At 41.8% G+C, this 14,953-nt stretch carries 15 protein-coding genes and 1 tRNA gene; 9 read left to right on the top strand and 7 right to left on the bottom strand.

Translation table 11 applies throughout. The annotated features are described in order from the left end of the window. Nucleotides 1-18: 18 nt before the first annotated feature. Nucleotides 19-2,718 (bottom strand): CBS domain-containing protein, encoded by a 2,700-nt coding sequence (locus H6G75_RS17620; protein ID WP_190981313.1) that lies wholly within the window; start codon nt 2,716-2,718, stop codon nt 19-21. Between the two features lie 187 nt (nt 2,719-2,905). Here H6G75_RS17620 and psbZ point away from each other — a divergent pair, with 187 nt between their 5' ends. The 6 genes from psbZ (at nt 2,906) to H6G75_RS17590 (ending at nt 6,383) form a co-directional block, all read left to right on the top strand. After that, nucleotides 2,906-3,094 carry a photosystem II reaction center protein PsbZ gene (gene psbZ / locus H6G75_RS17615; RefSeq protein ID WP_190981312.1) on the top strand — a complete coding sequence of 63 codons (189 nt, stop codon included), beginning with the start codon at nt 2,906-2,908 and terminating at the stop codon, nt 3,092-3,094. A 211-nt stretch (nt 3,095-3,305) separates the two neighbouring features. Then, nucleotides 3,306-3,863, top strand: coding sequence for a 6,7-dimethyl-8-ribityllumazine synthase (gene ribH, locus H6G75_RS17610; RefSeq protein ID WP_190981311.1), 558 nt, complete (start codon nt 3,306-3,308; stop codon nt 3,861-3,863). 151 nt (nt 3,864-4,014) lie between these two features. After that, a tRNA-Gly gene (locus tag H6G75_RS17605) sits at nt 4,015-4,086 on the top strand. A gap of 344 nt (nt 4,087-4,430) precedes the next feature. Beyond that, nucleotides 4,431-4,571: a hypothetical protein gene (locus H6G75_RS17600; protein WP_190981310.1), complete on the top strand. Its 141-nt coding sequence runs from the start codon at nt 4,431-4,433 to the stop codon at nt 4,569-4,571. Between the two features lie 134 nt (nt 4,572-4,705). After that, nucleotides 4,706-5,113, top strand: coding sequence for a hypothetical protein (locus H6G75_RS17595; RefSeq protein ID WP_190981382.1), 408 nt, complete (start codon nt 4,706-4,708; stop codon nt 5,111-5,113). Between the two features lie 4 nt (nt 5,114-5,117). Then, entirely contained in the window at nt 5,118-6,383 is a 1,266-nt protein-coding gene (locus H6G75_RS17590; protein ID WP_190981309.1) for a glutamate-5-semialdehyde dehydrogenase, read from the top strand. Between the two features lie 171 nt (nt 6,384-6,554). On the opposite strand, the gene H6G75_RS17585 is transcribed toward H6G75_RS17590, so the two are convergent. The 3 genes from H6G75_RS17585 to H6G75_RS17575 all read right to left on the bottom strand — a co-directional run bounded on the left by H6G75_RS17585 (nt 6,555) and on the right by H6G75_RS17575 (nt 10,032). Beyond that, nucleotides 6,555-7,622 carry a fatty acid desaturase gene (locus tag H6G75_RS17585; protein WP_190981308.1) on the bottom strand — a complete coding sequence of 356 codons (1,068 nt, stop codon included), beginning with the start codon at nt 7,620-7,622 and terminating at the stop codon, nt 6,555-6,557. Between the two features lie 228 nt (nt 7,623-7,850). After that, nucleotides 7,851-8,903 carry a fatty acid desaturase gene (locus H6G75_RS17580; protein WP_190981307.1) on the bottom strand — a complete coding sequence of 351 codons (1,053 nt, stop codon included), beginning with the start codon at nt 8,901-8,903 and terminating at the stop codon, nt 7,851-7,853. 310 nt (nt 8,904-9,213) lie between these two features. Further along, entirely contained in the window at nt 9,214-10,032 is an 819-nt protein-coding gene (locus H6G75_RS17575) for an acyl-CoA desaturase (RefSeq protein WP_190981306.1), read from the bottom strand. Between the two features lie 86 nt (nt 10,033-10,118). Here H6G75_RS17575 and H6G75_RS17570 point away from each other — a divergent pair, with 86 nt between their 5' ends. Beyond that, nucleotides 10,119-11,348, top strand: a complete 1,230-nt coding sequence (locus tag H6G75_RS17570) for a methionine gamma-lyase family protein (protein ID WP_190981305.1) — start codon at nt 10,119-10,121, stop codon at nt 11,346-11,348. A gap of 64 nt (nt 11,349-11,412) precedes the next feature. Here H6G75_RS17570 and H6G75_RS17565 read toward each other — a convergent pair whose 3' ends face one another. Both H6G75_RS17565 and H6G75_RS17560 read right to left on the bottom strand, forming a co-directional pair. After that, nucleotides 11,413-11,790 (bottom strand): GxxExxY protein, encoded by a 378-nt coding sequence (locus H6G75_RS17565; RefSeq protein ID WP_190981304.1) that lies wholly within the window; start codon nt 11,788-11,790, stop codon nt 11,413-11,415. A 41-nt stretch (nt 11,791-11,831) separates the two neighbouring features. Beyond that, a complete protein-coding gene (locus H6G75_RS17560) occupies nt 11,832-13,031 on the bottom strand; it encodes a Coenzyme F420 hydrogenase/dehydrogenase, beta subunit C-terminal domain (protein ID WP_190981303.1) in 1,200 nt (399 codons plus the stop codon). Nucleotides 13,032-13,126: 95 nt separating this feature from the next. Between H6G75_RS17560 and H6G75_RS17555 the strand changes: the two genes are divergently transcribed. Together H6G75_RS17555 and H6G75_RS17550 are read left to right on the top strand one after the other, a co-directional pair. Next, nucleotides 13,127-13,927, top strand: a complete 801-nt coding sequence (locus tag H6G75_RS17555) for a PspA/IM30 family protein (protein ID WP_190981302.1) — start codon at nt 13,127-13,129, stop codon at nt 13,925-13,927. Between the two features lie 66 nt (nt 13,928-13,993). Beyond that, a complete protein-coding gene (locus H6G75_RS17550; protein ID WP_190981301.1) occupies nt 13,994-14,455 on the top strand; it encodes a DUF29 domain-containing protein in 462 nt (153 codons plus the stop codon). 397 nt (nt 14,456-14,852) lie between these two features. On the opposite strand, the gene H6G75_RS17545 is transcribed toward H6G75_RS17550, so the two are convergent. After that, nucleotides 14,853-14,942, bottom strand: coding sequence for a hypothetical protein (locus H6G75_RS17545; protein ID WP_397331879.1), 90 nt, complete (start codon nt 14,940-14,942; stop codon nt 14,853-14,855). Between the last annotated feature and the right edge of the window lie 11 nt (nt 14,943-14,953).

The raw sequence follows: 14,953 nt of genomic DNA, 5'->3' as shown, positions 1-14,953 counted from the left end.
TATCTTGAAAATAACTGGTTATTTGGGATAGTTTTTCATTAAAAATTCTTCTGCTTCTATTTTATTTGTAATTACTCTATCTAACGTAGCAGCAAGCATATCATCAAGAATTTGCCGATATTGGGGGCCTGGCTTATAGCCTAATTTCTTCAGGTCATTACCATTTAAAATAGGTTGGATGTGAGTCAATACTGTTAAGTAATGCCAAATTTGTTTTCTGAGCGATCGCGGGCTTTGTAAGGCGATTAAAATCAGCATTGGTAAGTCATACTTTTTCAGTAACTGCACAATTTGACTAGGACGCTGCAACTGCGGTAATAATTCCCTAACTTCTGCTTCCGCTTGGGCTAAATTTTGCAAGCGATGAATGCTATCGTCTTGTAATTGCAGATTTTTGGCGACTTTTTCCCGATATTTTGGTTTGAGGTGGGCAATTAACGCTTCTAGGCGCATTTGCCAGTGGACAAGGGTAAGTTGGGGATCAAATCTGTGCAGACAGCGTTCTAATAACCGCAGTTGACGTAAAAGTTCCGCATCTAAGGTGAGGGTGGAATGGATGCACTGCAAAGCTTGTAAGTTATCGAGTAATTGCAAAGCCGATTTCCAGTACGGTGCTTCTAAGATATGTTTCAGTTCTGTTTTCAGCCGAGTTTGCAACGCGGGAGTTTTGCTATTGTGTTGAGCAGTGCGATCGTAAACACCACTGTTAATTGCATAACGAATATACTCTTCTGTTCGTGGTTCAAAATCAAATCCAAAGCGCACAGCAAAGCGCACACCACGATAAATCCGGGTAGGATCTTCAATAAAACTATTGGCGTGTAACACCCGAATTTGCTTGGCTTGTAAATCTAATAAACCACCAAAGAAATCGAGTAATTCGCCCGCACGGGGAGAAGTTAGCCGCAATGCCAGTGCATTGATAGTAAAATCTCGGCGGTACAAATCTTGACGAATGGAACTCGCCTCAACTTCAGGGTTCGCGGCTGGGTAAGGATAAAATTCTGTTCTAGCTGTGGCAATATCTACCCACAAGGAATCTAATTCTGGGTCTTTATGCCACAACAAAGCCGCAGTTTGAAACGCACCATGAATTTCTAAACGCGCGGCTGGATAAAGTTCTTGCAATGCTTTTGCTAATTCCACCCCAGCACCAACATCTGCTGATTTATGAAAGCCATCTACGACCAAATCAATATCTTTAATCATTAATTGGTCTGCTGTTTCGGCTAATAGCAAGTCCCGCACAGCACCACCAACTAGGTAAAGATGCCAACCGCATTTTTCTGCTGCTTGGGAGGCTTTGGTGAGTAATTGCCACAGTTGGGGTGCAAGACGTGATTGTATGTTGAGTGCTGAGTGCTGAGTGCTGAGTGCTGAGTACCGAGGACTTATATCTTGAAATTCCTCACTGTTTTGATGTAACTCCCGTAGGACATCGGTACGAGTGACGATCCCAACTAATTGCCCATCTGCTAAGACTGGTAAGCGTCCGATATCATAAGTCACCATCAGCGACTCGATTTGTGGCAGGGTGGTATCTGGGATGATGGTTTTGAGATTGATAGTCATGTAACCTTTGACTGGTGCATGACTAAAGCCGTGGTGAAAGGCTATATCCAAATCTCGCCGGGAAATAATGCCGACTAACTGTCCTTGGGCATCAACTACAGATAACCCAGAATGCCCATAACGTAATAAAATCCGTTGTGCTTCTTCAATAGTAGTTTCTGGGCGAATGGTGCGGACTGGGGAAGACATCAAATCTCTGGCGGTGAGGGGATGGGGAATGGAGGCTTTTAAACCTTCCAAAAGTTCTTCTAAGGTGGCTTGTGTATCAACTCCCCGCAAGTTGAGTGATGCCGCTTGGGAATGTCCACCCCCGCCGAAAGGTTGAAATAACAAGTTAAGATTGACACCAGGAATTTGCGATCGCCCAATTACAGTTAATCTTGATTCATCTTCCCCTAATGGATATTCATTGACTAACAGTAAAGCATCAATTTCGCTTAACTCTACTAACTGCGATGCTAAACTCGATAACCCAGGCACAAAAGCATCAGTTTTTAAAGTAACCCAAGCGATCGTATAACCCCGTAAGCAAAGATATTCTAACTCTTGCAATGCCGTTGTTAATAGCTGTTGCAACTGCGGTGATAAACCAGGGTCGCGGTAAGTCGAAATCACAGGTAAACTTGCGCCTTGCTGCATCAACCAAGCCAAAGCTAAAGCATCCCTAGCTGTTGATAAATCATAAGTTAAGGAACTCGTATCCACATGGATACCCAAAGCCATCACCGTGGCTTGAGACGGGGTGAGAGAAATTTGCTGTTGTTGTAATTGCTCCACCATTAAAGTTGTGCAAGCACCCACCGGGGCAATATGCAATTGCGTCGCCGGAATATCGCCCTCTTGCTCTACGTGATGGTCATAAACTACAATTTCTTTCACACTGGGTAAATCTAACCATTCAGCTGCTTTACCCAGGCGATCGCGATGTTGTGTATCCACCACAGTAATCGAACGAATTGTTTGCGGATTCACTGAACGCCGCTCAATTAGCGGATACTCATCTCGATGTAACGCCAAAAAATCTCTTACAGGTGGATGTGCGCCGCCTGTTAACACAATCTTACTTCCCGGTAGCAAGCAAGTCAGCCCAACCGCCGCCCCCAAAGCATCAAAATCAGCCGTTGTGTGGCAAAGAATTAAATCCATAATCCTTAGTCCTTGGTCATTAGTTATTAGTCATTAGTACCTAAACAAAGAACAAAGGACAAATGACATAAGGACAAATAACCAAAGTGTATCAATTTCTGCTAGGTTAAAAAATAAGGAAAAACTGTCACTGTCGCCCTTTAGGATATTCTATCTTTAGTATTACGCTGTCTTGGGAGAAGCAAAAATGACCATAATATTCCAGTTCGCTTTAGTAGCTCTCGTTTTGATGTCTTTTGTATTAGTTGTTGGCGTTCCTGTTGCTTACGCCACCCCCCAAAACTGGGTTGAATCTAAAAGATTATTATGGCTCGGTTCTGGAGTCTGGATTGCCTTAGTAGTGGTGGTTGGTATATTAAACTTCTTTGTAGTCTAGACACTTGACAATAGTCTCAAAAAATAGCATATAGCTTGTAGCAAAAGAAAAAGGTAAATAAAATCATTTACCTTTTTTCTCATTTTTGGCAGATATCGCGGAAATCAACTTAGTTCTCCACTCAGCACTTCTGATAATTGTGCGCTTCATCTCAACCATCAGCAGAGAAGAAATGTATATTGACAAGAGTATAGTTGATTAAGAGGCAGTCATGGCAGTTTTTGAGGGAACTTTTACTCAAACTGAACCTTTGCGTTTTGCAGTGGTTATTGGTCGATTTAATGACCTGGTTACTGCAAAGCTAGTGGAAGGATGTCAAGATTGCTTAAAACGTCATGGTGTAGACCCCAACCCCCACGGTAATCAAGTTGATTATGTTTGGGTACCGGGAAGTTTTGAAGTGCCAATTGTTGCCCGTCAACTAGCACTTTCCCAGCGTTATGATGCGATCATTTGTTTAGGCGCAGTTATCCGTGGACAAACGCCCCACTTTGATTATGTTTCTTCGGAAGTAGCCAAAGGCATTGCCGCCGCCAGCTTTCAAACCGGAGTTCCAGTAATTTTTGGCATTTTGACAGTAGATACAATGCAGCAAGCCTTAGAACGGGCAGGAATTAAAGCGAATCATGGCTGGGATTATGCAATGAACGCTCTAGAAATGGCCAGCCTGATGCGGAAGTTACGCTCTAACCTCACAGAGCCGTACACCTTAAATCCCCAGCCCTTACCTGCTGCTCCAGGTCAAGAGTCAATCGTTAGCAGTCAGTAGTCAATGGTCAATGGTCAATGGTCAACAGTCAATGGTCAATCGTCTAATAACAAAGCACAAAGGACAAATGACAAATGACAAATAACCATTGACTAAAACTTAGGGGTTGACAAATCAAAAAATATCTGACAATATAGTAAATGTGAAGTTTGCGGGTATAGCTCAGTGGTAGAGCGCAACCTTGCCAAGGTTGATGTCGCGCGTTCGAATCGCGTTACCCGCTCTGATAAAAACTAAATTATAAGTTATAAGTAGGTTGAAGTTTATTAGCTTCAGCCGATTATGCTTTTTATAGAGTGAACGAAAGTCAGGAAAAAAATATCCTGCTTTCTGTTTCATGCTCGGTAGAATTTAGAAAGTGTTCCTAGAAAAATTACTAGTAAAGGTCTGCGGAAATAAAGCACCCATTATAAATTGCTAAAAAGCTCACTATAAGGGTTTCTTCATTTCAGACTTCAGACTTGAGCCTTTTTTTACTGGGTGTTCAAGGTAGCCTTGTGCAACAGTTCGTTTTTCTAGTAGTTGCGGCGTAAGCTTAGAATTGTATTAGATATGTAGGCACAATAAATGCCCCAAAAACTGGACTACATTACCTTGAAAGCCACAGATGCACAGCCAGGAATCTTGCAACAAGATTGCCAGCTACAGCATAAGACAACAGATAGATGTACCTATTTTCAGAAAATTGGGAATCAATATGGTTGTTAATGATGGCAGTATTTGTCTGACTTCGCTATTTATATAAACAGTTGATGGTGAGATTAGCTAATTCCTAACGCATCCAGTCAGGAATGAAAATCTCCAACTTTATGAAAAAACACGCTCAAGTTAGTAGAACGCTTGTGCATCCTCAAAAACACGAAAAAATTGACTTTAACCAGGAATATCCCTGTCCCTGCCGCCGTCGGGGACGGTTAGTTCCGATTACCCTTACAGAAGCATTTGGCTGCGATCGCTGTCAGCAAATCTTTGTTGTCCAAGATAATGGGCATGTCCTCGAACAACTTTCCACCACTTATCCCTACAAGCGGTCTTGGCGCTGGACGGGAAATGCTTGGCATGTTGTTCATCCCCGCTTGGGAGAAAGCTATCTGCCAATCGCCCTCGGCATTATTTTTGTGCTAGTGATTATTTGGCTACCATTAGCCTTGAAATTAGCCAAAGGTTCCAGCATTGTTACTTGGGCAATAGTGGCAGTGATATTAGCTATTCTGCCAGCACTCATGGTCTGGCTTACCTACCGACGTTAACCCAATGACCGTTGAAGTTGTACAAGATTACCCTGAACCAATGAAAAGCGCCAAACGCGCTTTTCAGGCTTCCTTGAAGTTGGGTTTGACCAAGGGAGTAGACCGCAGTCGGGCTGTTTTGGCAATGGCCCAGGCTCTGGAAAGGTCTTTTGATGATATTTTAGAAGCCAATACTCTGGATTTAGAAGCTAGTAAAGAAATGGCTGTATCAGAGTTAATTTTAGATTGGCTGAAACTCACCCCCAAACGACTAGAAACCACCGTCGAAATACTGCGGCGCTTGGGTGAACTCTCAGATCCCCTGCGGCGGGTGAGGAATGCTGACTATCAACCAGAAGACTCTCAAAGCTACTCGCAATTGATGGCTTTGGGAGTGATTGCTTTTATTTATGAGGCATTTCCCGATTTAGGTGCGATCGCCGCAGGTTTGTGCATTAAAACTGGCAATAGTATCATACTTAAAGGTAGTACAGAAGCTAGTCATTCTAACGCTGCGATCGCTGAAGTACTGCAAAATGCCGTGGAAGAAGTGGGGCTACCACCTGGTTGCGTAGAGCTAGTCACCGCCGAACATGGTGCTTCCCTACGGGATTTAGTTACCCAAGACCAGTACCTAAACTTAGTCATTCCCTACGGACGTTCCAGTTTAGTGCAGCAGGTGATGCGACAAGCCACTTGTCCGGTATTAAAGTCCGCAATGGGCAACTGTTACCTGTACTGGTCGCTCAATGGCAGCTTAGAAATGGTACGCTGGATGATTCTTGATAGCCATCAAAGCGAACCAGACCCGGTAAATGCCATCGAAAAGGTCTTAATTCACCGCCAAGCTATGCCATCATCGCTGTCTGTGCTGTGGAATAGTTTGAAAGAGAAAGGCTTTGAAATCAAAGGTGATGCAGAGTTAGTCGAAGCCTTTCCCCAACTGCAACTAGCCAAAGACAGCGAATGGGGCAATTCCTACTTAACTAAGACTGTGGCCTTTAAACTAGTGGATAGCTTAGAAGCTGCGATCGCTTGGATTAATCAACACAGTAGCGGTCATGCTGATTGTATTGTGACTGAATCTTATCAAGAAAGCCGCCAGTTTGCCCTGGGAGTGAATAGTGCTTCCACCTACATCAATACTTCCCCTAGATTTTCACGCAACCCTTCACGAGGGGACTCAATATTCTTAGGTATGTCTAACCAAAAAGGCCACCGTCGCGGATTTATTAGCTTGGAAACCTTGACCACCGTCAAGCATATTATTCAAGGGAACGGTAGGTTTTAAAGCAATACGGTTCAGTTACGAAAGTCTACCTGTGGAGATGAGGGAATAGAGAACAGGGAACAGCAACACAAAAAACGCTCATCTGAATCGGCGGAATTTGGGGTATAAAAAAAGTCCGCTGATGCGGACTTAGTGTATCTAGTTCCAGACTTCTATGTAGTCGGGAATAATTTATTTATGATTGGAGGTGTAATATACCTTCCCGCCTTCATCCGGTACAAAATGGCAGCTAACACAAGAACGCCATAAAGCCTTCCAAATTGGCTCTTCAGACTTGCGGTAATATTCACCCATCACTGGTTTGATGGCTTCAGTTGCTTTCAACAAATTGTAGTGAGGAATATTCAAGAAAATGTGGTGGGCAACGTGAGTACCGATATCGTGATGAATATGATTCACCAAACCATAATTGCGATCGATACTAGAAATTGCACCTTTGAGGAAAGTCCAATCTTCGCCACGATACCAAGGAATATCAGCCTCAGTGTGATGTAAAAATGTGACTAAATCTAACCAAATTACAAACACAATGTAGGGCATAGCGTAGTATTTAAACAACCACATCCAACCCCATTGATAGGTAAGAAAACCTAACAAACCTACCATCCCAATCCAGAGTACAGTGCTAGTGATTACGTCCCATTTCTCTGATTTTTTGAAGAGTGGGCTATTAGGGGAAAAATGAGAGCCTTCTTTATTAGGGGAACGCTTAAATAAATAGACTGGATAAGCCAATAAAAATAAATAATATCGACCTATTTTCTGCGCCAGTGGCATTTCTTTATACTGTGATTCGCTTACAGGATACCAGCTTTCATCATTATCAAGATTGCCAGTATTTTTATGATGTGTCCTATGACTGATGCGCCAGCCGTGATAAGGCACTAATATTGGAGTATGGGATAAATGACCGATTAAATCGTTGAGCCACTTATGCTTAGAAAAAGATTGGTGTCCGCAGTCATGACCGACAACAAATAAAGCCCAAAACATTGTACCTTGCATTAACCAGAAAATAGGCCAAAAATACCAAGAATCAAGATAATGCGCCACTGCATAAAGTGAACCAATAATCAGAATGTCACGAAAGAAATAAAACAGTGATTTACTGACGTTGGGTTGAAAACATTCCTCTGGGATAGCAGCTTTTAAATCCTGAAGAGTAAATGGCAGTTTAGTTGTATCCTCAGAAGCTTGATTGACACGAGAACTGTCGAACTGAATTGTATTTGATTGCACTTGATTCTGTAATAAAAAATAAAGTCGAACTGTTTTAGAGGTTTTCCTTCCCCTTTGGGATACTTGCGATGCTGATATAAACGCAAGACAAAAATATCTGGCAATTCACTGAAGCAATAACTAAATTTATAGAGAATTGCCAGAACTATTTAATTTGTAGGCAAATAATCTTTTCGCTCTACCTGATCAGCTTAGATTAATTCAGAGCGATTTTAGCTGGATTTTGATTTATTTACCTGCGTAATATTCGTTAAAAGTTTGATAACCTTCATCAGTCACATAAAGTTGACATTGGTCTGTAATTTGTTTCATTAAAGGCCAAGAAAACTTAAATTCATCATGCAAATAATTACCCCAATTTTCTTTAATGCTGCTATAAGCTAGGCGCAAATTATAAGAGGGGATGGCAGTAGAAATGTGATGTGGTACGTGGACATTAATATCGTGGCACAGGAACTCTACCCAACGAGGATAATCACAATGAATAGTGCCGAATAGCTGCGCCATTGCTTCATTCCATTTGCTGGCTTTGTCAAACGGCACATCAGAGAAAGTGTGGTGAACAATGGTGAATGTACTCATCCAGAAATGGTATACCATCCAAGGCACAAACCAGAATTTGATGAATCCCCAAATTCCAGTTGTAGCAATGAGGGTAGGGAATACAACTGCTGCAAAAATTGCGACGACAGCCACTGAAAGTTTAATACTTCCTTGGTCTTTAACTTTAAAGTTGCGCCAATCAAAATGCACAACAGCCCAATGTCCGATAGAACCTACCCACCATAGCCGCTTTTTCATGAATAATTCAAAAGCAGATTGACGAGTTTTACCCCAACTTCCAAAAACTTCTGGTCGGATGGGATGCCAAGCATTATCCTCTTCTAACTTGTTGGTATGTTTGTGGTGATGATTATGCTTAATCCGCCAACTATGAAAAGGGTAGATAAGCGGCATCATAAATATATGCCCTACTAAATCATTCACCCAGCGTCTTTTAGCAAATGAACGATGACCGCAGTCATGCCCAATCACAAAAAAACCTGTTAAAGCAGTACCTGTAAAAATCCAGGCTAGAGGCAAAAGAAACCAGGGAGAAATTGCCAAACTATAGTAGCCTAAGCCTACCATTAAAACATTGAAGAAAACTTGTGTCCAAGCTTTACGCTTATTTTGCTGAAAACATTCTTTTGGCAAAGTTTTGATAATATCTTTGAGCCTTAGTTGGGAATTACTAAGGTCTTTATTTGTGACTTCCGTCTTGATGATTGATGTAGTCATGAAAACCTAAAAAACAACAAACTCCTCCACCAAGTCACATAAAAGTAACTTGTAGTAAAAATTATCGAATTAACGCTCTGGATTATAGCAACTTTAGCTACCCAAGCACAGCAGTAAGTAGCTTTTAGATAGAATTGACTAATAGTTTTTTAATGGTAAAATCACCAATTTATCTATAAATTCAATCCAACATCTAAATAGTCTAATCTAAAACCCAAAATTATTTGACGGATGGATATTTTGATTACTCAGAAATACCTTTGTCATTAATCATTGGTAGACCAATAACTAATGACAAATGATAAACGAATTACGACTTTTTGTCTGCAAGTTTTACATTTTTGGCCAGGCCAAATAGTTGCAAAAATTGAATTGTCATCCAAGTCAAGTCGATTTCCCACCATTCCAAACCATGACGGGCTGAATATTGAAAAGCATGGTGGTTATTGTGCCAGCCTTCGCCAAAAACTAGTAAGGCTATCCACCAACAATTTGTTGATTGATCTCCAGACTCATAGGTGCGATAGCCGAATTTATGTGTACCGCTATTGACTAACCAAGTGCAGTGATAAACCCAGACAATGCGGACAAAAATTCCCCACACAACGAAAGACCAGCCACCCAAAAACAACAATAGTAAACCTAATGCAACTTGGATGAGAATGAAATATTTTTCTAAAAACTGATAAACTGGGTCTTCGGCAATATCTTTGGTAAAGCGAGGAACGTCAGCATGAGCAGGACATTTGTGAATTAGCCAACCCATGTGGCTCCACCAAAAGCCTTTATTGGAATCATGGGGATCTGGGTCAGTATCGGAATATAAATGATGAATGCGATGTGTCCCTACCCACTCTATTGGCCCTCCTTGACAGGCGAGTGTCCCGAAGAACACTAAGAGATATTCCAACCATTTGGGTGTTTGGAAGCTGCGGTGAGTAACAAGGCGATGGAAGCCTAGGGTAATACCTAAACCACCAGTTACCCAGTACAGTAATAAAGCCACACCAACTGCCGTCCAGCTAAAGTTGCTAGGAACAAAGGCAAATAAAGCGCCGATGTGGAGACCAACGAAAAATAGGGTGTTTACCCAATTAATTTGAGGTTTAGTGGAAGTAGCAATTGTCATGCAGTAACCTGTATTGAAATTGTTCAGCCTAATCTGCGCGATCGCACAATCCGCACATTTATAGTTTTTTATTTAATGAGGAAATAATGAACAGCTTGGAACAGCTGCGGCAAGCAGAACAGGCACTGTTAGAGATTTTTTCTGGAATTGACGCTCAGGTCAAGCATAATCTAAAAAGAGTTCTGGATGCCTTTCGTAATCAGCGCGTAGGAGCGCACCACTTTGCCGGTGTGAGTGGCTATGGTCATGATGATTTAGGACGAGAAACTTTAGATAAAGTTTTTGCGGAAGTAATGGGTGCAGAAGCCGCAGCCGTGCGAGTGCAGTTTGTATCGGGAACTCACGCGATCGCTTGCGCCCTGTATGGTGTACTCCGTCCTGGTGATGAAATGTTAGCAGTGGTCGGCTCTCCCTACGATACGCTTGAAGAAGTGATTGGGTTACGGGGTGAAGGCCAAGGCTCCCTTATAGAGTTTGGCATAAAATACCGCCAATTGGAGCTAACTTTAGCAGGAACTATTGATTGGCAAGCATTAAGTTGTAGTGTGACTTCTAACACTCGTTTAGTTTTAATTCAACGTTCTTGCGGTTATTCTTGGCGGCCTAGCTTATCAATTGCGGATATCGAAAAGATTGTACATATCGTCAAACAGCAAAATCCTGATACTGTTTGCTTTGTGGATAACTGCTACGGCGAATTTATCGAAACTCAGGAACCCACCCACGTTGGTGCGGATTTAATGGCGGGTTCTTTAATTAAAAATCCTGGCGGTACTATTGTGACCGCAGGCGGTTACGTAGCTGGTCGGGCTGATTTGGTAGAAGCCGCCGCCTGTCGCCTCACAGCACCCGGTATCGGTAGTTATGGTGGTGCTACTTTTGACCAAAATCGCTTGTTATTCCAAGGCTTATTTTTATCGCCGCAGATGGTAGGTGAGGCGATGAAGGGAACTTTCTTGACTGGTTACGTTTTTGACAAGCTTGGTTATCCGGTGAATCCTGCGCCCCTTGCACCCCGTGGTGATGTGATTCAGGCGATTAAACTCGGTTCTGCTAAGAAATTAATCGCTTTTTGTAAGGCGGTGCAGCAAAATTCCCCCGTGGGTTCATACCTTGACCCTGTGCCTGATGCTATGCCGGGGTATGAGAGTAAGGTGGTGATGGCTGGGGGAACGTTTATTGAGGGGAGTACCTTGGAGTTTTCGGCGGATGGGCCGTTGCGGGAGCCTTATATAGTTTATTGCCAAGGGGGGACTCATTGGACTCATATTGCGATCGCATTAGAGGCGGCGATTGAAGCAGTAGGCCAAGCTTAGAATTGTTTCGCGCAAAGGCGCAAAGGCGCAAAGAGATTTTTTGCGTCTTGCGCGAATATTGATTTTAAAGTCCGTTCACAAGTCGTGTGATGCCGTCTTTAATCAGTTCTTCACCGAAGTTTATTAGCAAACCAAGGTGCTTGTCTGTTAAGCGAAGGTATGTCAACAGTTGCTTTTTGTGTACTGGATGTATTGCTTCCAAAGACTTAATTTCAATGATTACTTTATCTTCAACAATCAAGTCTGCCCGAAAGCCTTCCTCTAAGCGTACACTTTCATAAATTACAGGAATTATCTGTTGTCTTGTTACCCAAAATCCACGCTTTTCTAACTCGTAAGCTAGAACGGACTCATACACAGATTCAAACAAACCCGGCCCTAACTTTGTATGAATCTTGTATGCAGCATCAACAATCTGTTTTGCGATCTCATTTTCAGTCATTCATCCTCTCTCTTCGCGCCTTTGCGCCTTTGCGCGAAACATCATTCCGGTAACTTATACTGCCCAACAATCCGTTTAGCATACTCCGGCACATGCGCCTCTAACTTCTCAGGATGATTCCGCTTCACATACAAGTAATTTCTTGTAAAGTGCGAATCAATCGAGAACCGCGCATATTCCAAACCTTTGGGGCCGATTTTATCAATCACCACGCCCATCATTTTCGCTACCCACATCGGTAAGGTTACGCCTTTGTCATAAGCCGGAATCCCTTGTTGTACAGCTTCTTTGCGGTTTCCTTGGGACATTACAGGTTGAGTGTCTATCTGGTCTTTTACCAAGTCCAGCATTTCTTTGCCTGTATCATTTCTCACTAAAATCCACTGCCAGCCGAAGGGTGCGCCCATATAACCAACGACTAAATCTGCTAGGGAGTTGACGTAATCAAAGCAACTCATACAAGAGGGGGCGAAGACATCTTTGAGTTGGTTGGTTTTTAAGCCAAAGAAGGGGACTTTCTCGATTGAACCGTCTTCGTGTTTGAAGTGAATGCGGAAGTCTTGCATGAATTCGTAGTGTACTACTGTGTCAGGCGATCGGCTAGTGGTTTCTAGGAATTTCTTCAGTCCGGCGCGGGTGACGTTATCTACGCAAGGTGTACCTAAAACGTATAATTTTTCTAGACCGAGTTGCTTTTCTACTGCCCGGAGTGCTTGAATTTGGCAACCAACACCAATTACTAATAGGCGCTTCATCCCGGATTTTTCTACTTGTTCCAAAATAGAAAGGTTGGGTGAGAGTGTTGGTTTATTTACCCGTGCTGCCAGTATTTCTTCTGGGGTGCGAGCAATTACAGGCATGGGTTGGAAGCGGTCTTCTTTGGTATTTTGGACGCAGACTACGCCTTCCACTAAGCCACGATTTAGCATTTCTATGGCAATACTGCTAACTATCCCTGTCCATTGTGCGCCTTCGATGGGCTGTTGTTTCCGCGCTGCCATCATTTCTTGATGCACGCCAAAGTACAGTTCATCCGGGTTTTCGAGATGGCGCGAACGACTGTGGGCTTGGGTTTCGAGGGTGTCTATCTGCTGGGTAATAAACGCACAAGCTTCCTTGACATAGTGAATATAGTATGTATCACATAGTCCACATTCGCTGCACAGTTCTTTAGCAGGGCGACGGCTACCGGGTTTTAAGGCTTTGGCTTTTGTATGCTTGCTAGAATCAACAGAGGTCATATAAATGTTTGTTTTATCCAGGAATCCTTTTACTACAATACCTTTACAGCTTATAAACTTAACTATTAATCATCTTGAAATAAACAGGTATCATTATGGGACTAAGTAAACGCATCAATAGTATTGTCCGTTCACAGATAAATAGCACACTGGGTAACTTCAAAAAAGTAGATTTTCAGAACGCAGAAAAAGCAGCATTTATTGGTGGTGGAGTAGTAGCTGGTGCTGTTATCTCTGAAACAGTGGGTGGAATGGGATTAGCTGGCGCGGGAACAGCTATTGGTATTGGTATGCCTCATTTATTAGCTGTAGGAGCAGTTACTGGTACAGCTGTTTATGGAGCTAAAAAGGGAATAGAAAACAGAGACTCTCTAGCTTTAGGCGCAGCTGCCTTGGGAGCAGCAGGCGGTATAGGTGTTTCTAGTACTATTGGTAATATGGGTTTACTGGCGGCTGGAACGGGATTTAGCATAGGTATGGTTCCTGTAACGGCGGCTGGTACAGTTGTGGGACTAGGCGCTTATGGTTTATTTAAACTCCTGGATGGAGAAAATCATTCTAATGGCTCAAAACCAATTATTGAATCTCTCAATGAAGTCAAACAAAGCATTATAGTAAACATTCATACTGCCAAAGCTAATCAAAATCGATTACAAGCAGATTATCAACAAACTCAAAATAAAGTTGCATCTTGCCATCAAATAGCCTTATTAGCTTTGAAAAAAGGAAATGAAGACTTAGCTCGTGAAGCTTTGATGCGTAAGTATACATATCAGCAAACTGCTGATAGCATTAACAAACAACTTGCAGAACTGACGAAAACTGTTAATTCTCTATTACTTGATTTACAGTTTATAGAGCAAATGATTATCCAAATAAAAGCAGACGCAGAATAAAGTGAAATTACAACTAACGGGATTAAATTAAGTTTAGTGGTTAGTTTTGAGAGGTTAAAAAATCTGATGACTGCGCCTCAATCAAAAGTATTTACCGACTCGCGTCTTTACGACCAAGATTTTTATTTGTGGATAGAGACAACTGCTAAACAACTAAAAGAAGGCAGATTTTCTGATGTTGATTTAGAAAATCTTATCGAAGAGATTGAAAGTATGGGGAGAAGTGAAAAACGCGCAATTGAGAGTAATTTAGTTGTTTTATTAATGCACCTATTAAAATACAAATATCAGCCAGAAAAACGCTCTAATAGTTGGAAAGGAAGCATCAGAGAACATCGCCGCAGATTGACAAGGACTTTTAAGGATAGTCCTAGTTTAAAATCATATTTTCAGGAAGTTTTTGCTGATTGTTATCAAGATGCCAGAAAACAAGCCAGTGATGAAACTGGTTTATCTGTTGATACTTTTCCCGTAGAATCTCCATTTACTACGGATGAATGCTTAGATGAAGATTTGTTACCGGATTAGTTGAGTCTTGATATTTACCGCAGCTTGTATGGTGATGCTATGATGTGAAATCTACTTACCACTATTTGACCTTGGATATTAATTACATAAATAAATTCTTATAATCCTTCCATAATTCCATGACTTACGCACGCACCGTCCACAGAAAATCGAACCACAGAAACGCAGAGTTTACGGAGGAATAAGAGTTTTTTGCGTAAGTCCTAAAATCTATACTTAACTGATTTCTTCTACTTCTTCATAAAAAGTTAATTCAACATTTCCGTAAAAGCACAAATGTACTCATAAAAATTCTTCTGTTACTTTTGTTCCAGAATCTATCAATCAGGGCAGAAGTATTAATGTCTAAAAACAGAAAAGATGAAGATATTGGCTCTCCCAGACTAGATATGTTAAATTAACAACAGAAATACCAATTTAGTAAAACCCTTCTTCTAAAATTATTAAAGTTAGTTAAGCCATAAGCCCTGCGTTTAATGAGCTTAATCTTCTGATTAA

Origin of the sequence: Nostoc sp. FACHB-280, from assembly GCF_014697615.1 — a bacterium.
Classification (GTDB): domain Bacteria; phylum Cyanobacteriota; class Cyanobacteriia; order Cyanobacteriales; family Nostocaceae; genus Nostoc_B.
This window is presented reverse-complemented; position numbering and strand designations above follow the sequence as displayed.